Annotated in this window: 22 protein-coding genes and 1 riboswitch; of the genes, 18 read left to right on the plus strand and 4 right to left on the minus strand. The window is 64.3% G+C overall.

The genetic code is table 11. From position 1 onward, the window contains the following. Nucleotides 1-103: 103 nt before the first annotated feature. Nucleotides 104-757, plus strand: a complete 654-nt coding sequence (locus tag BE0216_RS11440) for a sigma-70 family RNA polymerase sigma factor (RefSeq protein ID WP_404801835.1) — start codon at nucleotides 104-106, stop codon at nucleotides 755-757. Continuing rightward, nucleotides 754-1,095, plus strand: coding sequence for a hypothetical protein (locus tag BE0216_RS11445; protein ID WP_094637063.1), 342 nt, complete (start codon nucleotides 754-756; stop codon nucleotides 1,093-1,095). Before BE0216_RS11440 ends, BE0216_RS11445 begins: the two co-directional genes overlap by 4 nt. A gap of 181 nt (nucleotides 1,096-1,276) precedes the next feature. On the opposite strand, the gene BE0216_RS12275 is transcribed toward BE0216_RS11445, so the two are convergent. Further along, nucleotides 1,277-1,351 (minus strand): 50S ribosomal protein bL37, encoded by a 75-nt coding sequence (locus BE0216_RS12275; RefSeq protein ID WP_003817083.1) that lies wholly within the window; start codon nucleotides 1,349-1,351, stop codon nucleotides 1,277-1,279. 115 nt (nucleotides 1,352-1,466) lie between these two features. Beyond that, the gene (locus tag BE0216_RS11450; RefSeq protein WP_094637064.1) at nucleotides 1,467-2,420 is read right to left on the minus strand and encodes an aldose 1-epimerase family protein; all 954 of its coding nucleotides are present in this window, start codon (nucleotides 2,418-2,420) and stop codon (nucleotides 1,467-1,469) included. A 201-nt stretch (nucleotides 2,421-2,621) separates the two neighbouring features. Between BE0216_RS11450 and BE0216_RS11455 the strand changes: the two genes are divergently transcribed. After that, on the plus strand, nucleotides 2,622-3,605 hold the full coding sequence (locus BE0216_RS11455; protein WP_094637065.1) for a 4-hydroxy-3-methylbut-2-enyl diphosphate reductase: 984 nt from the start codon (nucleotides 2,622-2,624) through the stop codon (nucleotides 3,603-3,605). Between the two features lie 316 nt (nucleotides 3,606-3,921). On the opposite strand, the gene gap is transcribed toward BE0216_RS11455, so the two are convergent. Then, the gene (gene gap, locus BE0216_RS11460) at nucleotides 3,922-4,980 is read right to left on the minus strand and encodes a type I glyceraldehyde-3-phosphate dehydrogenase (protein WP_072725214.1); all 1,059 of its coding nucleotides are present in this window, start codon (nucleotides 4,978-4,980) and stop codon (nucleotides 3,922-3,924) included. A gap of 243 nt (nucleotides 4,981-5,223) precedes the next feature. Then, the gene (locus BE0216_RS11465; RefSeq protein WP_226805791.1) at nucleotides 5,224-5,985 is read right to left on the minus strand and encodes a thiamine diphosphokinase; all 762 of its coding nucleotides are present in this window, start codon (nucleotides 5,983-5,985) and stop codon (nucleotides 5,224-5,226) included. A 92-nt stretch (nucleotides 5,986-6,077) separates the two neighbouring features. On the opposite strand from BE0216_RS11465, the gene BE0216_RS11470 reads away from it, so the two are divergent. The 15 genes from BE0216_RS11470 to BE0216_RS11540 all read left to right on the plus strand — a co-directional run bounded on the left by BE0216_RS11470 (nucleotide 6,078) and on the right by BE0216_RS11540 (nucleotide 21,440). Beyond that, nucleotides 6,078-7,748, plus strand: coding sequence for a spermidine synthase (locus tag BE0216_RS11470; protein ID WP_226805792.1), 1,671 nt, complete (start codon nucleotides 6,078-6,080; stop codon nucleotides 7,746-7,748). 53 nt (nucleotides 7,749-7,801) lie between these two features. After that, a riboswitch (TPP riboswitch) is annotated at nucleotides 7,802-7,907 on the plus strand. A gap of 67 nt (nucleotides 7,908-7,974) precedes the next feature. Then, entirely contained in the window at nucleotides 7,975-8,589 is a 615-nt protein-coding gene (locus BE0216_RS11475) for an ECF transporter S component (RefSeq protein ID WP_094637067.1), read from the plus strand. 42 nt (nucleotides 8,590-8,631) lie between these two features. Then, nucleotides 8,632-9,786, plus strand: coding sequence for a phosphotransferase enzyme family protein (locus tag BE0216_RS11480; RefSeq protein WP_094637068.1), 1,155 nt, complete (start codon nucleotides 8,632-8,634; stop codon nucleotides 9,784-9,786). Nucleotides 9,787-9,858: 72 nt separating this feature from the next. Next, nucleotides 9,859-10,827, plus strand: a complete 969-nt coding sequence (locus tag BE0216_RS11485; protein WP_094637069.1) for an ABC transporter substrate-binding protein — start codon at nucleotides 9,859-9,861, stop codon at nucleotides 10,825-10,827. A 307-nt stretch (nucleotides 10,828-11,134) separates the two neighbouring features. Further along, nucleotides 11,135-11,863 carry a translation initiation factor IF-3 gene (gene infC / locus BE0216_RS11490; RefSeq protein WP_094637070.1) on the plus strand — a complete coding sequence of 243 codons (729 nt, stop codon included), beginning with the start codon at nucleotides 11,135-11,137 and terminating at the stop codon, nucleotides 11,861-11,863. Then, complete coding sequence (rpmI, locus tag BE0216_RS11495) at nucleotides 11,844-12,038, plus strand: 50S ribosomal protein L35 (RefSeq protein WP_072725224.1); 195 nt, start codon at nucleotides 11,844-11,846, stop codon at nucleotides 12,036-12,038. Before infC ends, rpmI begins: the two co-directional genes overlap by 20 nt. Nucleotides 12,039-12,083: 45 nt before the next feature. Continuing rightward, nucleotides 12,084-12,467, plus strand: coding sequence for a 50S ribosomal protein L20 (rplT, locus tag BE0216_RS11500; protein WP_094637071.1), 384 nt, complete (start codon nucleotides 12,084-12,086; stop codon nucleotides 12,465-12,467). Between the two features lie 101 nt (nucleotides 12,468-12,568). Continuing rightward, nucleotides 12,569-13,513, plus strand: coding sequence for a site-specific tyrosine recombinase XerD (xerD, locus tag BE0216_RS11505; protein ID WP_094637072.1), 945 nt, complete (start codon nucleotides 12,569-12,571; stop codon nucleotides 13,511-13,513). A gap of 343 nt (nucleotides 13,514-13,856) precedes the next feature. Continuing rightward, nucleotides 13,857-14,696 (plus strand): ParA family protein, encoded by an 840-nt coding sequence (locus tag BE0216_RS11510; RefSeq protein WP_094637073.1) that lies wholly within the window; start codon nucleotides 13,857-13,859, stop codon nucleotides 14,694-14,696. 106 nt (nucleotides 14,697-14,802) lie between these two features. Beyond that, on the plus strand, nucleotides 14,803-15,651 hold the full coding sequence (locus BE0216_RS11515; RefSeq protein ID WP_094637074.1) for a segregation and condensation protein A: 849 nt from the start codon (nucleotides 14,803-14,805) through the stop codon (nucleotides 15,649-15,651). A gap of 1 nt (nucleotide 15,652) precedes the next feature. Beyond that, nucleotides 15,653-16,264: an SMC-Scp complex subunit ScpB gene (scpB, locus tag BE0216_RS11520; protein ID WP_094637075.1), complete on the plus strand. Its 612-nt coding sequence runs from the start codon at nucleotides 15,653-15,655 to the stop codon at nucleotides 16,262-16,264. A gap of 97 nt (nucleotides 16,265-16,361) precedes the next feature. Then, nucleotides 16,362-17,180: an NUDIX hydrolase gene (locus BE0216_RS11525; RefSeq protein ID WP_143249312.1), complete on the plus strand. Its 819-nt coding sequence runs from the start codon at nucleotides 16,362-16,364 to the stop codon at nucleotides 17,178-17,180. A gap of 70 nt (nucleotides 17,181-17,250) precedes the next feature. Next, nucleotides 17,251-18,627 carry an MFS transporter gene (locus tag BE0216_RS11530; protein WP_226805793.1) on the plus strand — a complete coding sequence of 459 codons (1,377 nt, stop codon included), beginning with the start codon at nucleotides 17,251-17,253 and terminating at the stop codon, nucleotides 18,625-18,627. 198 nt (nucleotides 18,628-18,825) lie between these two features. Beyond that, nucleotides 18,826-20,751: a translational GTPase TypA gene (typA, locus tag BE0216_RS11535; protein ID WP_072725241.1), complete on the plus strand. Its 1,926-nt coding sequence runs from the start codon at nucleotides 18,826-18,828 to the stop codon at nucleotides 20,749-20,751. A gap of 188 nt (nucleotides 20,752-20,939) precedes the next feature. Beyond that, entirely contained in the window at nucleotides 20,940-21,440 is a 501-nt protein-coding gene (locus tag BE0216_RS11540) for an alcohol dehydrogenase (protein ID WP_094637076.1), read from the plus strand. The last annotated feature ends 86 nt before the right edge of the window (nucleotides 21,441-21,526 follow it).

A 21,526-nucleotide genomic window follows, 5' to 3' on the forward strand; every position in this document is an offset into this window, starting at 1 on the left:
GTCGTCGCCCATTATGGCGGGCCGATCTCCAAGGTCCATGCGCGAAACATGGGTAAGTCATGTGATTACAATGGGAGTCGTGACCGAAGAACAGACGGAGACCATGGCCGAGCGTCGCGCGCGCTTCGAGGAGCTCGCCATGCCCGCCGTCGACGTGCTCTACCGGCAGGCGATGCGGCTGACCAACAATCCCGAGGACGCGCAGGATCTGGTGCAGGACACCTTCGAACGCGGGTTCAAAGCCTTCGATTCCTTCGAGCAGGGAACGAATTTCGAAGCGTGGATGACCACCATCGAACGCAACGCGTATTTCAACCAATACGCCAAAGCGAAGCGGCGTCCGCAACGGGCCAACGATTCCAGCGGGGAATACGATGACTGGGATATCTACGCCGCCTCCGAACATTCCTCCGAAGGATTGAAATCCGCCGAACAGGAGTATCTCGACGCCTTCGCGCCCGAGGAGATCATGGCCGCGCTCGCCAAACTCAGCCCGGAACGTCGTCAGGTGTTCATCGACGCGGCCATCGACGGCAAGTCCTACCAGCAGGTGGCCGACGAGCAGGGCGTCAAAATCGGCACGGTGATGAGCAGACTCAACCGCGCCCGCACGCAGCTCAAACGTGAACTCGCCGTCTACGCCAAGGAACGCGGATACGACACGCGAACCCCACATGGTTCACTATCCGCGCAATCGGAACGCAGCCGCGATAATGAAAGCAGCAATGTGGCCATCGGTGGAAGGGAGCGGGTATGAACGATCCCATCGAACGTCATCGTCATATCTCCATCACCCATACGGATGCGGATGGCACGGTGACCCATACGGATGTGCGCATCACCGCCGTGACCACGATTCACGACGACCAGACGGATGACGCCGCCTGTATGGATGGTGCGGGCGTCGCGTCGCGGACCGTGATCAAAGCCACCCGCGTGGACGGGGCAGGCGACTGTTTCGACCCGTCCACATGCTGCGACGAGCGCGAACAGGCTCTGATCGCGGCGCTGCGATCCTATCTGCGCCCCGAACAGGCGCCCGAGTGTCTGATGGCGCGGCTGCGCGACGTGCTCGACCATTGCTGCAAGGAATAGCCTGGCCGTGTGCAAGGAATAGCCCAGCCATGCCGCATGTCGAAGAGGCGGCGCGATGCCTCGTTGGTTCCGCTGCGCTGGGAGACTGCTGCGCCGGGAGACTGCGCTGGGATGCATGAATTACGAAAAACCCGCCCAGCTTGCACTTGGGCGGGTTTCCACGTTTCTTGACGCGTGAAGATCAGGCGTTTGGGCGCTTGCCGTGGTTGGCGGCCTTCTTACGACGATCCTTGCGCTTGCGTCCGCGCATGCCCATGATGGACTCCTTTACTTATGATGAATAAGCCTACGGGATTATCGCACACAAGCACGACTTCAGGCAAGCCGGACGTCCGTTCGGCGGTTTGCCCGAAGCCCTGTGCGACGCTTCGTCAGGCCTGCTCGGCCTTAAGGAACAGCGTGGTGGCGCTGGTGGCGCCCGGCTCGATGACGATCAGGTCCTCGCCGGTGTTGAAGGCGTTGGCGTAGGCGGTCTGCGGTTCGACCGCGGTGCCCGCCGGATGCTGGAAGGCGGGGAATCCGGTGCCGGTGCACACCTGGAACGAGGTGATGGTTTCGTCGCCTCCCACCTTGATGGTCAGTCCGTCGGGGCGGGTGAACGTGGCGGTCACGGTGCCGTCGGCGTCGTGATGCAGGTCGGTCCACGCGTCGTCGAAGGGCTGTTCGGTGAGGAGTGTGGGCTGGCGCAGGTCGTATTTGGTGCCGTCCACCGGCTCGGTGCCGGTTGGGATGAGGTTCTCGTCGACGGTGACATGCGTGTCGGCCGGCACGGTCAGGGAGCATTGGGCGTTGTGTCCGTCGATCTCGTCGCCATAGCCGTTGAAACCGTTGTCGAGCCACGGGTGGATCGCCAGGGCCCACGGGGCGTTCGCGTCGCCGTGATTGGTGGCGGCGATGGTGATGGACAGGCCCTTGTCGCCCAGCTCGTAGGTGGCGGTGACGACGATGTCGAAAGGATAGCCGTTCATATGGGGCGAGCGCCACGACAGCGTGACCTTGGACTCCTCGAGGCTCACCAGATTCCAATAGGAGCGGTAGCCGTAGCCGTGGATGGCGGTGTTGCGGTCATGCTCGTCGATGGGCAGCGTGTAGGTCGTGCCTTCGAAGGTGTAGGTGCCGGCTTCGATGCGGTTGGGGAATGGGATGAGGATCTGGCCGTGGCAGCAGGTCACCGGATCGTCGGCGCCGAGCGGCACGATCACGTTCTTGCCCTGGTAGGTGAGCTTGCGCAGCGTGGCGCCGAGCTGGGTGACGACGGCCCGGTAGTCGCCGTAGGAAATCGCATACTGCTGTCCGGTGCGCGGAGGCAGGTTCGTGCATGCCATATGATCACTCCCAAAAGTGCTGGTGTCGTTGTCCGATAACGATTGTTATCGCTAACGCACCAGTCTAGCGCCTACAGGGCTCCGGCGCGCTGGGTCTTCGGCCCGGCCTCAGCGCCGTCGGCTCCGCGCGAAGGGCGTTGGAGAGGTTGCGGCGGGCGGATACACTGGAAAGCCGAAACGCGTGAAGGAGGCGATCGCAAGATGGGCAAACGTATCGTATTGGCGGATCCGCGCGGATTCTGCGCCGGAGTGGACCGTGCGATCCTGACCGTGCGGACGATACTCAAGGCCAGCGGCGCCGACGGCCTCTCCCGTGGGGACGGCCTGCCTCCGGTGTATGTGCGCCGGCAGATCGTGCACAACCGCCATGTGGTCGAGGATCTGGCCGCGCAGGGGGCGGTGTTCGTCGAGGAACTGGATGAGATTCCTGATGAGGCGGGCCCGGCCGGCATTCCGGTGGTGTTCTCCGCGCATGGCGTGTCGCCCGCGGTGAAGCGCGAGGCCGAGGAACGGGGATTGCACGTCGTGGACGCGACCTGCCCGCTAGTGGGCAAAGTGCATCGCGAGGTGCTGCGTTTCGTGCGCGAGGGATACGAAATCGTCTACATCGGGCATAAAGGCCATGACGAGGCGGTCGGCGTGGTGGGGGAGAGCCCCGAACATGTGCATCTGATCGAACGCGCGGGCGACGTCGAGACCCTGCGGTTCGAGCCGATGACCAAACTGGTGCTGCTCAGCCAGACCACCTTGAGCATCGACGAGACGGCCGAGACGATCGCCGCTCTGAAGGCCCGGTTCCCGTGGATCGAGGAGCCGCCGAGCTCCGACATCTGCTATGCGACCAGCAACCGGCAGGCAGCGGTGAAATTGGTGGCCGAACAGTCCGACGCCGTGGTGATCGTCGGATCGGCGAATTCGTCGAATTCGGTGCGTCTGATGGAGGTCGCGCAGGAGGCCTTGGCCGGGCGCGGCGAAGCGCACCGCGTCGACGACGCGGGCGAGCTTGATCCGGCCTGGTTCGACGGCGTCGAGGCCGTGGGCGTCTCCTCGGGCGCGTCGGTGCCCGAGGAATATGTCGAAGGTGTGGTCTCGGCCCTGCAGGACATGGGCTACGACGACATCGCCTCAGTGGAGACCATCAAGGAAACCATGCACTTCGTATTACCGGCGGAACTCCGCCGGTAATCTTCGCAAGGCTGTGCCTTGCTCACCTCACCTATGGGACACCCCACTGGGCTGTCCCATGACGGTTCGGCTGGCCGAGTTGCGCCGGTAGCCTTCGCAAGGCTTTGCCTTGAGATCCTTCGACTTCGGGCTTCGCCCTTCGCTCAGGATGACGAATAACCATTATCAACGTCATCCTGAGCGCAGGCCGCTAGGCCGGAGTCGAAGGATCTCTTTATCGAGAAACGCCGTAATAACGAGGAAGCCCTCGCCGTGGGGCGAGGGCTTCCTGATGAGTTCTTGGAAAGAACCGTTGCGGCCGTCAGGCCGCGTCGGGTCACTCGGAGATCTCGGCGAAGTACAGCAGGGTGCGCACCATGTTGCAGGTGAAGCCGTACTCGTTGTCGTAGAAGGACACGGTGCGGGCCAGGGTCACGCCGTCGACGGTGTTGACGTCGGTCTGGGTCGGGTCGAACACGCCGCCGTGGGTGTCGCCGATGATGTCGCCGGAGACGATGCCCTCATCGTTGTAGCCGTAGTAGTCCGTGTCGGAGAACGCGGCCTTGAAGGCCTCGTTGATTTCGTCGGCGGTGGTCTCGACGTTCAGCACGGTGGTCAGCTCGGTGACGGATCCGTCCGGAACCTGCACGCGCTGGGCGTGGCCCTGCAGCTTGCCGTTGACCTCCGGGACGACCTTGCCGATGGCCTTGGCGGCACCGGTGGAGTGGGCGATGGTGTTCACCGCGGCGGCGCGCAGGTCGCGGCCGGACTTGGTGCCACGCGGGCCGTCCAGGATCATCTGGGTGCCGGTGTAGGCGTGGATGGTGGTCATGAAGCCGGCCTTGATGCCCCACTTGTCGTTGAGCAGCTTGACCATGGCGGCCATGGAGTTGGTGGTGCAGGAGCCGGCGGAGACGATCACGTCGTCGGCCTTGAGGATGTCGTGGTTCACACCGAACACGACGGTCGGGGTGTCGGCGTCCTTGGCCGGAGCGGAGATCAGGACCTTCTTGGCGCCGGCGTTGAGGTGGGCCTGGGACTTCTCGGCGGAGGTGTAGAAGCCGGTGCACTCGAGCACGAACTCGACGCCGTCGTTCTTGACCCACGGGATGTTGTTGGCGTCCTTCTCGGCGTAGACCTTGTATTCCTTGCCGTCGACGATGATGGAGTCCTCGGTGGCCTTCACGTCGACCAGGGTGCCGTCGTCGTGCTTGAAGGTGCCGTGGGTGCTGTCGTACTTCAGCAGGTAGGCGAGAGCGGCCGGCGAGGTCAGATCGTTGATGGCGGCAACTTCGATGTCACCAGCCTGGCCACCGCGAGCCTGAAGCTCGAAGATGCGGCGGAAGGCGAGACGACCGATACGACCGAAGCCGTTGATACCAATCTTAACTGTCATGTATTTCTCCCTTTGGGATAGGCCTTGGCGCACGGTGGCGCGGCGGCCATTGTTTACCAACGTTCCTTACTCTAGTGCGTCGCCTGTACTTACGGCAACGTTTTGGCGCGTGTTTTCAACCGCGGAGCGCAACTTCCGTGAGCGCTCACAACGACTGCGAAGGCATCCGCAGGGCGTCGTCGCGCGCCATCGGGCGGGCCTGATCGCCCCCGTCATGCCGGCAAGGTCGCGCGGACGGCGGCGTCAGTCGCGGAAGAGCGGGGAGAGCAGTTCGGACCGGCGGTCGTCGATCGCGCCGAAAGACGCGGCCTGATCCGCACCGCTGCGCCATTGGGGCTGCGGCGCCTCCACGGGATAGGTGACGATCAGCGTGCCCTCGCGCACGCTGATGGAGGAGGGGATGCCGGGCAGGAATTCGTTGCTGACCCCCAGCGCGTGGCTGTTCGTCCAATCGACCGAATCCGTCTCGTATTTCAGACCCCGAATCGTCACGCCCAAGGCCCTGTCGGAATGCGCGAATACGGAAACCATGCGCCGCGCGGCCACCTGGTTCGCGGGGAATCGGATCTCGCCGTCCGTCACGGCCGTGGCGACACAGCCGTCGCCATGCAGGAATCCGATGCCGCCATGCCTCGCGATGTCGGCCAGCATCTGCAGATTCGCCAGCGCATGGTCGAGGCGTCCTCCGAGTCCGCCGAAGATATGGAACACTCGAATGCCTTGGTTCCAGCCGACCTTCACCGCCTGCGGCATATCGGTCTCGTCCTTCTGCGCGGGCAGCGCGATGGTGGAGACCCTCCCCGACGCCGGATCGTCGCCATCCTCGTGGAGGACGGGCGTTTTGCTGATCGAATCGAAATCGCCGATCGCCACATCGGGCCTGATGCCCAGCGCGAGCGCGTGGTCGTATCCTCCGTCCGCGGCCACGACCAGCGCGCCTTGGGGAACGACCGGACTCTCGTCGTAGTAGCTTCCCGCCCCGAACACCATACAGACCTTGCTCATATCGCTCATACCGGCCAGTGTACGCGCCTTGACTCTTGCGGCTGATAGTCTGGGCGCAGTCCACATAGCGAACGATACGGGAGGGAAGCGGCATGGCGGTGAAGACGAGGGACAGCGAACGGCCGATCCTCAAGTCGAAGACCTTCCTGTACGTCACGGAGTTCTTCTCGGGCATGGCCGTCATGGCCGCCGAGCTGGGCGCCTCGCGTCTGCTCGCCCCCTACTTCTCCAGCTCGCAGATCGTATGGACCATCATCATCGGCACCATCATGATCGCGCTGGCGCTTGGTGCGGTGTTCGGCGGCAAATGGGCCGACAAGGACCCGAACCCCGACAAGCTCTACTTCCGCATCATGATCGCGGCCGTATGGATCGCGCTGATCCCGCTGGTCGGCAAATACGTGATCCTGGCGATCTCCGGACTGCTGATCGTAAGCGTGTCGACCAACTTCCTCATCGTCGCGGCCTTCGTCAGCTGCATGGTCATCTTCGTGCCGCCGCTGTTCCTGCTCGGCACCGTGACCGCGGGCCTGAACAAATTCGCCACCGACTCGCTCGAGGACAACGCCTCCGTGGTCGGCCGGCTTTCCGCATGCAACACCATCGGCTCGATCCTCGGGACCTTCCTGCCCACCTTCGTGACCATCCCCGCCGTGGGCACCTTCGTGACCTTCCTGATCTTCTCGGGCGTGCTGCTGGCCATCCCCCTGGTCTACTTCATTTCCATCCGCGCCCGCCGCGTCGCCTGCGTCGTCTCAACGGTCGTCTTCGTGGCCACCTCCTGCGTCTCGCCCTTAAGCGGCTTCGCGTTCTGGGAGACGAACCTCGCCTACGAGGGCGAGTCGATCTACAACTATCTGCAGGTCAAGAACCTCTCCGACCGCACGATCCTGTCCACCAACGTGCTGTTCGGCGTGCAGTCCGTCACCATGAAGGACGAGGGGCTCACCGGCATGTACTACGACACGGCCCTCGCCGCCCCCGCGCTCGCCGACAACGCCGACTCCGCCCTGATCCTCGGCATGGGCACCGGCACCTACGCGCGTCAGCTCAGGCAGTATTACCCGGATATGGAGATCACCGGTGTGGAGATCGACGAGAAGATCACCGAACTGGCGGGGGAGTACTTCGATGAGCCGGCCGACGTGCCCGTCTCCACCTACGACGGACGCGCGTGGCTCGCCGCCAGCGACGAAACCTACGACGTGATCATGGTCGACGCGTATCAGGACATCACCATACCTTTCCAGATGAGCTCGGTCGAGTTCTTCGAGATGGTCAAGGAGCACCTGAACCCCGGCGGTGTGATGGTGGTGAACATGAACATGATCTCCGACGGCGAAGGCTCGATCAACGAGGCGCTCACCGACACCATCGCCAGCGTGTTCGGCGAACGCAACATGCTCACCGCCGACGTGCCGAACACCACCAACCGCGAGTTGTTCGCCAAAACCATCGGCGAGGACAAGTCCACCAAGGGCGCGAGCGACATCAAACGCGACGCCAAGGCGATTCCGCTGCGCTCCACCACCTATATGCGCACGCACAGCGACGAGCTCAAATGGGAGATGGACGAGGTGGCCGCGCGTTTCGAGGAGGTCGACGAGCCGGACGCGGATTCGACCATCCTCACCGACGATCAGGCGCCGGTCGAGGTGCTGGGCATGCGCGCCATCGACCAGCTGATCGAGGAGGAGGCCGGACCTTACCGCGAGATCCTGCGCGAGGAGGGCATCACCGGTCTGATCGACGCGTTGAGCTGAAAATCGGCGTGCCGATTCGCGCCCGTTGTATCCGTGCCGTGGTAGGCTACCGACCTGTCAAGCACGGGTGCTCGCATGGCGAGCTGAGAGAGGTCAATCCTCGACCGTAGAACGTGATCCGGTTAGTACCGGCGAACGAAGTTCTTGATGTGGCCGCCCATAATGGCACAGGCCATCTCAAACCCCTGCTTGGTGGAAAACGCAAGCCTGAAAAGGGGTATCTCATATGACATCATCCGAACAAGCTCAGCGCCCGGACCTGCGTTGGCGCGTGACCGACATCACCACCACGGCGGTCATCGCCGTCGCCTCCGGCCTGGTCTTCTGGGGCGCGGGCCTGATTTCCGAGCCGTTGGGATCCATGCTGGCGATCGTGCCGGGCATGCAGGCTCTGATATACGGCGTGTTCTATTTCGCCGGTCCGTTGGCCGCGGTCATCGTACGCAAGCCCGGCGCGGCGTTGTTCTGCGAGCTCGTCGCGGCCATGGTGGAGGCGGTGATCGGCAGCCATTGGGGAGGCGCCGGCACGATCCTGCCCGGCATCGTCCAAGGTTTGGGAGCGGAACTGGCCTTCTTGTTCTTCGCCTACCGCATGTGGAACATCGGCGTCACGATGCTCGCCGGCGCACTGTCTGCCGTGGGAGGCGTCATCGTCTCCTACTTCCTGTACAACGTGGGCATGTCGCTGCTTGATCCGTACATGGTGGTGAATCTCCTGTGCAACGTGATCTCCGGTGCTGTGATCGCCGGGGCGCTGACCTGGTGGCTGTACAAGGCCATCGCCGCCACCGGCGCGTTGGACCGTCTCGCCGGAGGTCGCGACGCGAGGGTGATCGCGTGAGAAAGGCGAACGGACTCGTCATGGCAGACGAAGGCGGCGCGCATGGACAACATTGAGGGCGATCCGCAGCTGGACATCGTCGCGCAACGGTGGTCGGACATCACGTTGGACGAGGCCGGGCGGGTGCTTGCCGCGCTGGACCGTCCGTTGCATGCGAGCCGGATCGTCTCTCACAGCGGGCGTCCGACCGCGGCAGGCTCTCTCGTGCTGACGGAAGAGGGCGACGTCGTGTTCGTCAAGCGTTACGCGCGCTCCGTGCGCGACGCTGAAGGAATAGCGCCGTACCACCGTTTCGTCGCGCATCTCATCGCGCATGGGGTGCAGGCGCCGCCGTTCCTGCCGTTTTCGCCACAGACGCCTGGCGCGCGGGGAACCACGCTGAGCATCGCCGACGCCGTATACGAGGTGAGCCGTCAGGGGCGGGGCGAGGACCGGTATGTCACGGCGTTGACGTGGGAGCCTCCGCGATCGGTCGGCGAGGCCGAGGCGCTGGGCGCGTTCGTCGCGCGGATGTCGTTGGCGGCCGAGGGGTTCGACGAGCCGCGTCGCGCGGTTCCCGATCCCTTCCAGAACCGGTTCGGCCTGTTCGCAAGCGCCGACCTCGACGAGGCGTTGGACGCCTGGCTGGAAGAACGCCCCTCCGTGGCGGAATATCTGGCCATGACCGAACGCGATATCCACCGTGATTTGGAACGGCACCGCGTGTGGGCGGAGCGCGTGGCGTCGCGCTACGGGCGTCTCGACGCGTGCTGGACCCACGGGGATCCGCATATCTCGAACTTCCTGTGGCAGGGCGACGCTCCCGTTTCGGTGTTCGACTTCGGCCTGGCCGACCGCAACACCGCCTTGTTCGATCTGGTCCAGACGTTGGAGCGTCACGCCATCCAATTCATCGACATCGCCAACGGCCATGACGACTCCTGTCGTCCCGACATCGCCGACGCCATCGTGCGCGGCTATCATCGGGTGCGTCCGCTGGACGACGACGAACGGGCGTTGATCACCGACATGCTGCCCGTCAGCCAATCCGAGGCGTCGCTGAATTGGATCGCCTACTACATGAAGGGCACCGGACGCGTCGAGGACGCCGCATGGTGCTACGACACGTCGCTGCTCGGCCACACCGCATGGTTCCATCGCGATGCCGGCCGCCGTTTCCTCGACGCCCTGCGGGGCTCGCTGGACGCGCTGGACTAGCCGGGCGGCGCCCCAGACCACAACCGATACCCGATATCCATCAACGATCAAACCGATAAGGAGCAAACACCGATGTTGCGAGTACGACTGGAATATGTGCATCCCTGGACCAACCACGCCGGCATGTACCTGGCGCGCGAGCGCGGACTGTACGCCGAGCGCGGCCTTGACGTGGAATTCACCAGCGGCGACTTTTACCGCGGCGATCCGGCGTATCTGCTGGCTCGAGGCGAGGTGGACATCGCCCTGGTGAGGCTGAACCAGCTGCTGTTCCACCAGCAGGGCGAATCCTCGCTGATCTCGTTCGCGGTGATGAACCAGTGCCAGATCGGCGGCGTGATCACCAACTCGTCCACGGGCATCACCCGCTTCCGCGACCTGGAGGGCAAGCGCGTGTGCATTCCGATGGGCGTCAAGCGTCTGTACACCGAATTGCGCCAGGCCGTCGAAAAGGACGGCGGCGACTTCTCCAAACTCATCACCATCGATCCCGGCGAATGGGAGCCGGATATCCGCAGTGTGGAGCGTGGCAAATTCGACGCGTTCATCAATGTGGCGTGGTGGGAGCCCTACCAGGGTTCGGGCTCCTTCGACGAGCTGGTGGTGCTGCCCTTCGATGACATCGACGTCGCGCCGCACCATTCCTACTATGTGTCGGTCAGGCGCGATCTGTTCGACCGCAATCCGCGTCTGGTGCGCGACTTCGCCGCCGCCACCGCGCAGGGCTATGCGATGGCCCGTGAGGATCCCGACGCCGCCGTGCGTGCGTTGCAGCCGTCGCTGTGCCATATCGATCCCGAGGTCATCGCCGCCTCGCTGCGCGCGGTGACGCCTTCGTGGTTCGACGCTCGGGGCGATTGGGGCACCGCCGACCTGTCCATGGTGCGCGGCTATACGCAGTGGATGGGGGAGAACGGCCACCTGAGCGTGCCGCTGGAACGCGCCCTCGCCGCCATCGACGGCGGGTGCGTCACCAACGCGATGCTGCCGCATAGCGACGATCCAATGCCCGCGCCCCTGAAACTCGAGGATATCGGCTGATCTTCCGAGCAGGACAAGCGGTCCTGTGGCTCCACGCGACGCGCGGGGCCGCTTTGTCCGGGCATATGGTACTATCGACAAGGCTTGAGAAATCAAGAAAGCGGGAATTCCCCACCTGGAAGCCTTTCAGGGCTTCGGGTTCAAGGCAATAGCCTCGCCGTTCCGGGCGCTTGACGCGCGAATGAGAAACGGTATGCGACACCACTCGAAGGTGTCCCTATGCGATTGCGCGATATACGCGTGGGTCGCGGCTTGCCATGAACACGAAGCTTGAAAACGATCCAGTCCGGAACTCCGCTGAAGGAACATGAGGATTGGAGTCATCATCAGCGACGAACCACGCATTAACGACGAGATTCGCGTCCCGCAGGTACGCCTGATCGGCCCGAAGGGCGAGCAGGTGGGAGTCATCGCGACCGCGGTCGCCCTCAACCTGGCGAAGGAAGCGAACCTCGATCTCGTCGAGGTGGCGCCCAACGCGAAGCCTCCGGTTGCGAAGCTCATCGATTACGGCAAGTTCAAGTACAACGAGAAGATCAAGGCTCGTGAGGCTCGCCGCAACCAAAGCACGGCGGAGATCAAGGAGATCCGTTTCCGCCTGAAGATCGACGACCACGATTTCGAGGTGAAGAAGGGCCATGTGACCCGCTTCCTCAACGGCGGCGACAAGGTCAAGGTCACGATCATGCTGCGAGGCCGCGAACAGTCCCGTCCGATCGGTGGCGTGGAGCTGCTGCAGCGTCTGGCCGCCGACGTCGAGGAATTCGGCACGGTGGAATCCCAGCCGAAGCAGGAGGGCCGCAACATCATCATGACGTTGGCGCCCAAGGGCAAGAAGGTGCACACCCAGTCCGAGCAGCGTCGTCGCGGCGACCAGTCCCGCGCCGAACGCCAGGCTCGACAGGCCGCGCGCCTTGCCGCCAAGCAGGAGGCCCAAGCCCAGGCGGTGGCCGAGGCGAACGCCAAGATCGCACCCCAGACTTCCGAACAGAAGAACAACACCAAGGAGGGCAGCAATGCCGAAGATGAAAAGTAATTCCGCCGCTTCCAAGCGCGTCCGTGTCACCGGCAAGGGCAAGCTGATGCAGGTCGGCAGCGCCATGCGCCACAACCTTGAGCACAAGTCGTCCCGCAAGCGTCGCGCGCTGTCCACCGACACCGTGATCGCCGCCCCGCAGGCCAAGAAGCTCAAGCGCATGCTCAACAAGTGAGCCCCACCGGAATTTACGACTTTTAAGAAAGCTGAGGAATAGAATATGGCACGTGTCAAGCGCGCAGTCAACGCCCACAAGAAGCGTCGCGTCGTTCTCGAGAGGGCTTCCGGCTACCGCGGCCAGCGCTCTCGTCTGTACCGCAAGGCCAAGGAGCAGCTGCTTCACTCCTTTAACTACAACTTCCGCGACCGCAAGGCCCGCAAGGGCGACTTCCGCAAGCTGTGGATCCAGCGCATCAACGCCGCCGTCCGCGCCGAAGGCATCACCTACAACCGCTTCATCCAGGGCCTGAAGCTGGCCGGCATCGAGCTGGACCGCCGCGCCCTCGCCGAGCTGGCCGTGTCCGATCCCGAGACCTTCAAGGCCATCGTGGACGCCGCCAAGGCCGCTCTGCCCGAGGACGTCAACGCCCCGGTCGAGGCCTGATCGATTCTTCTGGTACGAAACCCCGTCCTCCTCAAGGAAGGCGGGGTTTCGTCGTATCTGATGGCATCACGGGTCGAACCCGCCGTAATACACTGGAGCCTATGACTTACGGATTCGCGTCGCTGCTCGAGCAGTTCCTCGCCCATATCGATGTGGAACGCGGACTGGCCCCGTCCACGGTGAAGGCGTACGAATCCGATCTCGGCAAGTATCTCGACTGGTTGGGATCCCAAGGCATCGACGACCTCTCCCGCATCACCCGCCATGATGTGGAACGTTATGTCGCCTCGCTCGACGATGCCGGCGAAAGCGCGCGCAGCAAGGCGCGCCGCCTCGCCAGCGTGCACGAGTTCCACAAATTCGCCCTGAACCAGCATGTCGTATCCGATGACGTGTCGGCCGCGGTGAAGGCACCCAAAGGGGCGTCCACGCTGCCGGACGTGCTGACGGTGGACGAGGTGTCGCGGTTGCTCGACGCGGTCGCCCCGGACGTTCCGGGCGTCGAGGCGGGTGCCGTCGATTCGGTGACGTTGCGTGACAAGGCGCTGCTCGAATTCATGTACGCTACCGGATGCCGCGTCTCCGAGGCCACCGGCGCGAATCTGGAGGACATCAACCTCGACGAGCGGATCGCCCGGCTGATGGGCAAAGGATCCAAACAGCGTCTGGTGCCGGTCGGCGGCTACGCGTGCGTGGCGTTGCGCCGATATCTCGAACGGTCGCGTCCCGAACTCGAACGCCGGGCGAGGGCCTCGAATATCGAACGGCGTGCGTTGTTCCTCAACAAGCGGGGCCGTCGGCTGTCCCGCCAGTCGGTGTGGGAGATCGTGCGCGGCGCGGGGGAGCGCGCGCACATCGACAAACCGCTGCATCCGCACACCTTGCGGCATTCCTTCGCCACGCATCTGATCCAGGGCGGCGCGGATGTGCGCACCGTGCAGGAGCTATTGGGGCACGCCAGCGTCACCACCACGCAGATCTACACGCATGTGGCGCCGGAGAATCTTATCGAGGCGTATCTGACCGCCCATCCACGCGCGAGGTGACACCGCCGACAGAGATGCCTCGACTTCGCTCGGCATGACGCTTCCGTGATGGTGTGGGCGGAACTAGTCTGCGCCATCCCTCTCGCCCAACAATTGGACGTTTCCGCGGCGATGCGGGCGGAATACGGGTGGCGCGCGGATTTGGCGGCAATCGACTTCGCCCGACTGCGCGCGGCGCGACATCGCCGCGGCGATGCCGACGTGAGTCGGGGGTTTTCGGCGTGGCAGTCTGCCGCCGGACCGGATGACGCGATAGTCTGGTGGGGTGGAAGACGGAACGTTTGCTCAGGGCTCGCTCGATTTGGGTGATGTGGCGGCGAGGGATATTGCTAAGGTGAACACTATGCCTACGGATTTGCTTGGACGCGTCTACGAGACCTTTCCCGCCCCCGAACCGCTGCAACAGCACGGACCGGCGCGGGTCATCGCCATGTGCAACCAGAAGGGCGGCGTGGGCAAAACCACCAGTTCCATCAATATCGCGGGCGCGCTCAGCCAGTACGGCCGCCGCGTGCTGATCGTCGATTTCGACCCGCAGGGCGCGGCCACGGTGGGTCTGGGCATCAACGCGAACACGGTGGAGAACACGATCTACACGGCGTTGTTCAATCCGTCCATGGATCCGCATGAGGTGGTGCATCACACCGCCTTTGAGAATATTGACATCATTCCCGCGAATATCGACCTGTCCGCGGCCGAGGTGCAGCTGGTCACCGAGGTCGGGCGCGAGCAGGTGCTGGCCGGCGTGCTGCGTAGGCTCAAGCCCGAATACGATGTGATCATCGTCGACTGCCAGCCCTCGCTCGGCCTACTCACCGTCAACGCGCTCACCGCGGCGGACGGCGTGATTATCCCCGTGGCCGCCGAGTTCTTCGCCCTGCGTGGCGTGGCTTTGCTGATGCAGTCCATCGATAAGGTGCGTAGCCGCATCAATCCCGATCTGCAGGTGTACGGCGTGCTGGTGACGATGTTCACCAAGACGCTGCACTGCGAGGAGGTGTTGCAGCGCATCTACGAGGCGTTCAACGACAAGGTGTTCCATACGGTGATCTCGCGTTCCATCAAACTGCCGGACTCCACCGTGGCCGCCGCTCCGATCACCATCTTCGCGCCCGGGCATAAAACCAGCAAGGAATACCGTGAGGTGGCGCGCGAACTGGTGGCGCGGGGCATCATCGCCTGATGCGCCGACCGGCATGCATGGTACCCGACGGGCCCGTCGCCCGCGTTCCGGACGCCCGTGCGGACGGCGCGTATGATGTGTGGGAGCGTGGTGCGGCATGGATGAGATGAACCGGCTGATCGCCGACCATGTGGACGTCGCGCCCGAAGCGGAGACGACCGCCGGATTCCATGTGGATCTGGAGGTGTATTCCGGCCCCTTCGACGCGCTGCTCGGCATGATCGCCAACAATCGGTTGGAGCTCACCGAAGTGTCGTTGTCCACCATCACCGAGGAGTTCCTCGCCTACGCGCGCACGTTGGATTTCACGCGTGATATGGACGAGGCCAGCGCGTTCCTCGACGTCGCCTCGATTCTGGTGGAGGCGAAAAGCGTCGCGCTGCTGCCGGGCGGCGAGGACGAGCGCCGCGACGAGCAGAGTCTCGAGGCCCTGCGCGAACGCGATCTGCTGTTCGCGAGGCTGTTGCAGTACCGCGCGTTCAAACAGGCGTCCAATGATTTCCGCGCCCGTTTCGCCGCGAATTCCGGGAGGTTCCCGCATCCCGGGGTGGTGGATGACACCGTGGCGTCCATGCTGCCCGAACTCGCCTGGACTTTAGGGGTGGAGGATCTGGCCAGACTGGCGGCTCAAGTGTTCGCCAACGCGCCCGTCTCGCAGGTCAGCGTCCACCAACTGCATGTGCCGCTGGTCGACCTGCGCGCGCAGTCCGCCTTGGTGCGCGACCGGCTGCGCGCGTTGCCGGCGGGGGAGTCGATTACCTTCGCCCAGCTCACCGAGGATGCGGAACATCGCATCGAAATCGTGGCCCGGTTCCTGGCCGTGCTCGCCTTCTTCAAACAAGGTGCCGTCCAGTTCAGGCAGGATGGGCCGTATGCGCCGCTGCACCTGAGATGGGTGCCCGGCGTGGACGACGAGATGTCCGATGTGAATATCAGCGAAAGGGATTTTGCGTAAGATGAACAGCGAGAACACCGACGGAAGCCGCCCCGAATACGTGGATTTCACCGTGGACGATTTTCCCGGAGGTCTGAACGCCTGCGTGGAGGCGATTCTGATGGTCGCCGACCAACCGCAGCAGACGGGGGATCTCGCGCGCGTGCTCGCCGTGGACGAGGATGTGGTCGAGCAGGCGTTGGAGGCGCTGCGTGACGGCTATGAGGCCGAGCGCCGCGGATTCGAGCTGCGGCATACCGCGCGCGGCTGGCAGTTCGCCAACCGTCTTGAATTCGAACCGGTGGTGTCCGCTTTCGTGACCGACGGGCAGACCGCCCGCCTCAGCCAGGCCGCGTTGGAGGCGCTGGCCATCGTGGCCTACAAGCAGCCGGTGACCCGCGCGCAGATCGCCGCCATCCGCGGCGTGAACTCCGACGGCGTGATCCGTTCGCTCACCGTGCGCGGGCTGGTGCGCGAGGAGGGTACGGATCCCGATTCCCGCGCGGCGCTGCTGGTCACCTCGGGACTGTTCCTGGAGAAGATGGGGCTGGACTCCTTGGATCAGCTGCCATCGCTGGCGCCGTTCATGCCGAGTCCGGAATCCGCGCTGCGTGAGGTGCAATCCGAGGAATAACGCCGATAAGACAATGGAACGCAACACGCCCGACCACTTATAGTCATTCTGACTATAAGTGATATGCTCATGCGCGGCCACAGAGGAGGGACCACGCATGGGCATCGGCAATGTTACGGAACGACGAACGCAATCGCCGCGCGTCGGCGTCTCCGTCGTTATTTTGGTCTTGGGGCCCGGCTCCGACGCCGCATCGCATCATCGGTTGTGGCTGCCGTTGGTGCGCCGCACACGCCAGCCATATCAAGGCATGTGGGCGTTGCCGGGCGAGGACTTGCGTGCCGACGAAACCTTGGAACACGCCGCCTGCAAGGCGCTGGAATCCACCACCGCGTTGGCGCCGCGCTATCTCGAGCAGTTGCGCGCCTTCGGCGGCCCGCTGCGTTCGCAAGGCGGCCTGCCCATGGTCTCCGTCGTCTACTGGGCGATGGTGGGGCGGTCGGGAACCTTTGAAACCGATCGCGTCGACAATGTGCGGTGGTTCGCCGAAGACGAGCTTCCCGAACTGGCGTTCGACCACCGTCAGATCGTCGACTACGCGCTACGCCGCCTGCGCACGACCATCGAATATCCCGACGTCGTCGCGCGTCTCGTCGGCCCCACGTTCACCCTGCGTCAGCTGCACGGCGTGGTCGAGGCCATCGCCGGACAATCGGTCGATCTGGCCAACTTCCGCCGCAGAATCCTCGCCTCGGGCGAACTGGAGGATACGGGGGAGAAGATCAGCGAAGGCCGCCAACGTCCCGCCGCCGTCTACCGCTACGCGCCTCGCGCCGAACGCGACGCCGCCGCCTGGACGCGCGGACTGTTCGGCGACGAGCTCCATCGCATCAACCAGGAACTGCGGCTCAGGCGCGAATCGGACGCGCGCGCCTTCGACGACCCGCTTTCGGCGTTGGTTCCGCACCGCGGATAGACGCCCCGCATTCGTGGCGCGCCGTCGGCACGCCGCCCATCGATATCACACCACCATGAGAGAAGGAATGATGACCACAGCACAGACATCGCCATCGGCGCAGCCCACGGCGGCGCGCGCGGACGGCATGCTCACCCGCAACGAGCGTCTCGACCGGCTGCCGTTCAACAAAGCGCATCGCAAACTTCTGGTCGCCTCCGGCATCGGCTGGGCGTTCGACGCCATGGACGTCGGCCTGGTGTCGTTCGTCGTCGCCGCCATCGCCGCCGACCCGCACTTCAACCTCAGCGCCACGGAGAAATCGTGGGTGCTCTCCATCGGATTCGTCGGCATGGCCATCGGCGCCGCTCTGGGCGGTTTCGTGGCCGACCGGGTGGGCCGCAAAACCGTGTTCGCCGCCACGCTGGTGATCTTCGGCCTGGCCAACGCGGGCATGGCCTTCAGCTGGACTCTGGCCGCGCTGCTTATCGCCCGCTTCGTCATCGGTTTGGGATTGGGCGCCGAACTGCCGGTGGCCTCCACCTTGGTGTCCGAATTCTCGCCGACCGCGCAGCGCGGGCGCATGACCGTACTGTTGGAGTCCTTCTGGGCCGTCGGCTGGATCATCGCCGCGATGATCGGCTACTTCGTGATCCCGAACACCGGCGACTGGGGCTGGCGCTGGGCGCTGCTCATCGGCGCGCTGCCGTTGCTGTACGCCATCGTCACCCGCGTGCACATCCCCGAATCCGTGCGCTTCCTCGAGGCGCAGGGTCGCGAGGACGAGGCCGAGAAGGCCGTGCGGTATTTCGAAGCGGCCTCGGGCGTCGCTCCGGTCGAATCCCCCAAGGGGCGTCCGCTGCCGAAGATCAGGACGCGCGAGCTGTTCGGATCCAAGTACATCGCCCGCACCGCGGCCATCTGGGCCACCTGGTTCTTCGTGAACTTCTCCTACTACGGCGCGTTCACCTGGATGCCGAGCCTGTTGGCCGACCAGTTCGGCTCTTTGACCAAATCCTTCGGCTACACCCTGGCGATCTCCATCGCCCAGCTTCCCGGCTACTTCCTCGCCGCGTGGCTGGTGGAGGTCTGGGGACGGCGCAAAACCCTGAGCGTGTTCCTCGCCGTCTCCGCCGTGGCCGCCTTCCTATTCTCGCAGGCCGGTTCCGTGGCTCTGGTGCTGGTGTTCGGCATGCTGTTGTCCGCCTCGAACCTTGGCGCGTGGGGTGTGCTCTACGCCGTGACGCCGGAGATCTACCCGACCCGCCTGCGCGGCGCCGCGGCCGGAGCGGCCGCCGCCTGCGGCCGTGTGGCCGCCATCATCGCGCCGCTGCTGGTGCCGTGGTTCCTGACCATGTCAGGTGGCGACAAGACGGTCGCCTTCGTCATCTTCGCCGCAGCGTTCGTGTTGGCCTGCGTCGCGGCCCTGTGCCTGCCCGAACGCAAGGGCCTCGACCTGGAGGATTAACCCGTTCTCCCGTCGTCTCCCGCGCATGCCGTGGGGTCCGACCGTTCGACGGCCGCCCCTCACGGCGTGCGCGGTTTTTCGTTTTCGAGGGCTGTCGGGCAATGCGCGTAGCATTATGTCGGTTTGTGTGTAAGGGGCCGGCGATTCGCCGGCGCAATCTGGAACCCAGGAATCAACAGGAATTAAGAGAGGTATTTCATGGCGGTTCGCGGTGATATCCGTAATGTGGCGATCGTGGCTCACGTCGACCACGGCAAGACCACGCTGGTCAATGCCATGCTCCAGCAGTCCCACGTCTTCTCCGAGCGTGAGGAGGTCCCCGACCGCGTGATGGACTCCAACGATCTGGAACGCGAGAAGGGCATCACCATCCTCGCCAAGAACACGGCCGTGCAGTACACCGGCCCGCTGGCCGAGAAGTACGGCCACCCCGAGGGCATCACCCTCAACATCATCGACACCCCCGGCCACGCCGACTTCGGCGGCGAGGTGGAACGCGGCATCTCCATGGTCGACGGCGTGGTGCTGCTCGTCGACGCCTCCGAAGGCCCGCTGCCGCAGACCCGCTTCGTGCTGCGCAAGGCCCTCGAGGCCAAACTGCCGGTGATCCTGTGCGTCAACAAGGTGGATCGCCCTGACGCCCGCATCGAAGAGGTGGTGGGCGAGGCCTCCGACCTGCTGCTCGGCCTGGCCGACGACGTGCAGCACGAAGGCGTCGACCTCGACCTCGACGCGCTGCTCGAACTGCCGGTGATCTACTGCGCCGCCAAGGCCGGCTACGCCTCCGTGAACCAGCCCGCCGACGGCGGACTGCCCGACAACGAGGACCTCGAACCGCTGTTCGAGGCGATCATCTCCAACATCCCCGCCCCCGAATACGAGGAGGGCGAGCCGCTGCAGGCCCACGTCGCCAACATCGACTCCTCCGACTTCCTCGGCCGACTCGGCCTCGTGCGCATCTACAACGGCACGTTGGAGAAGGGCAAAACCTACGGTCTGAGCCGTGTGGACGGATCCGTCGCGAACTTCCGCGTCTCCGAGCTGCTGCGCACGCAGGGTCTGGAGCGCATCCCCGTCACCTCCGCGGGCCCCGGCGACATCGTCGCCGTCGCCGGCGTGAACGACATCATGATCGGCGAGACCATCGTCGATCCGTCCGATCCGAAGCCCCTGCCGCTTATCCACGTGGACGATCCGGCCATTTCCATGACCTTTGGCATCAACGACTCCCCGCTGGCCGGCACCGAAGGCAAGGACCACAAGCTCACCGCCCGCATGATCAAGGACCGCCTCGACCGCGAGCTCATCGGCAACGTGTCCATCAAGGTGCTGCCCACCGACCGTCCCGACGCTTGGGAGGTGCAGGGCCGCGGCGAACTCGCGCTGGCCGTGCTCGCCGAGCAGATGCGCCGCGAAGGCTACGAGCTCACCGTCGGCCGCCCGCAGGTGGTCACCAAAACCATCGACGGCGTGATCAACGAGCCGATGGAGAACACCACCATCGACGTGCCCGAGGAATACATGGGCACCGTCACCCAGCTTATGGCCGATCGCAAGGGCCGTATGGACTCCATGACCAACCACGGCTCCGGCTGGGTGCGTCTGCAGTTCACCGTGCCGAGCCGCGGCCTGATCGGCTTCCGCACCGCCCTGCTCTCATCCACGCGCGGCACCGGCATCGCCTCGTCGATCTCCGCCGGATACGCGCCGTGGGCCGGCAAGATCACCATCCGCCAGAACGGCTCCATGGTGTGCGACCGCAAGGGCATCGCCACCCCGTACGCCATGCAGCGTCTGCAGGCGCGCGGCAACTTCTTCGTCGACCCGCAGTCCCCGGTCTACGAGGGCCAGGTCGTGGGCGTGAACAACAAGCCCGACGAGCTCGACGTGAACATCACGCTGGCCAAGCATATGACCAACATGCGCTCCTCCACCGCCGACGTGCTCGAAACTCTCACCCCGCCGATCCGCATGAGCCTCGAGGAGTCGCTGGACTTCGCCAACGAGGACGAATGCGTCGAGGTGACCCCCGAGGCGATCCGCGTGCGCAAGATCATCCTCAACCGCGAGGACTGGTACAAGTGGCGCGCCAAGCAGCGTCGTCAGAATGCTCAGCAGGGCTGAGCATTCTGACGACCGTCGCAACAAGTTGCTCCCTTCACCTACGGGCAGCCCACTGGGCTGCCCGCTTAACGGTTCAGCAGAACGCTCAGCAAAACTGATCGTTCAGCCTGCCGTCGCGGCCTCACATTCAGCATCCTCTCTTGGAAAAGGGAGGATGCTTTTGTTATGGGGGCGCTACACTGACGGATATGACTCAATCCGACACCGCCTCCGAGAACGCCCTGCTGCCATGGAGCCACCGCCAGAACGCCGCGGTGCGCATCGCCGTCACCCTGCTTGCGGGTGCCGGCGCGGCTCTGATCGGCACCTTGGCCCATCGCATGGGCGCCTCGTCCAACATCCCCTATGGTCTTGCGCTGGCCTTCGTGATTATGGGACTGTCGGCATGGTGCGCGCGGGCCAGGCTCGGCGTCAGCGGACTGGCATTGCATCTTATCGCCTCGTCGGCCACCGCGTGGGGCGTGGCGATGAGCGCCACCAGCTCCAACGTGCTGATCGTGGCCGGATTCAGCTCCGAAATGCCGTTTTTCAGCGAACACGCGGGATATATCTGGCTGTACGGCCTGATCGCGCTGCAGGTGGTGATGGTGGCGATGCCCCGACGCTGGTTTACGGTTCCTCCCAGAACCGTCATCGCCCAAGAGCCGGAAATCCATGACGATGCCCAACCAGCCATCGACGAGCAATAGTCCGACCCACAAGCTGCCGCGGTGATATCCGCGAGTGCGTATGCCCGGATAAGCAAACCGCAGGCGGAAACTCAGGTGAAGTGATG

Origin of the sequence: Bifidobacterium eulemuris (assembly GCF_014898155.1) — a bacterium.
GTDB lineage: Bacteria > Actinomycetota > Actinomycetes > Actinomycetales > Bifidobacteriaceae > Bifidobacterium > Bifidobacterium eulemuris.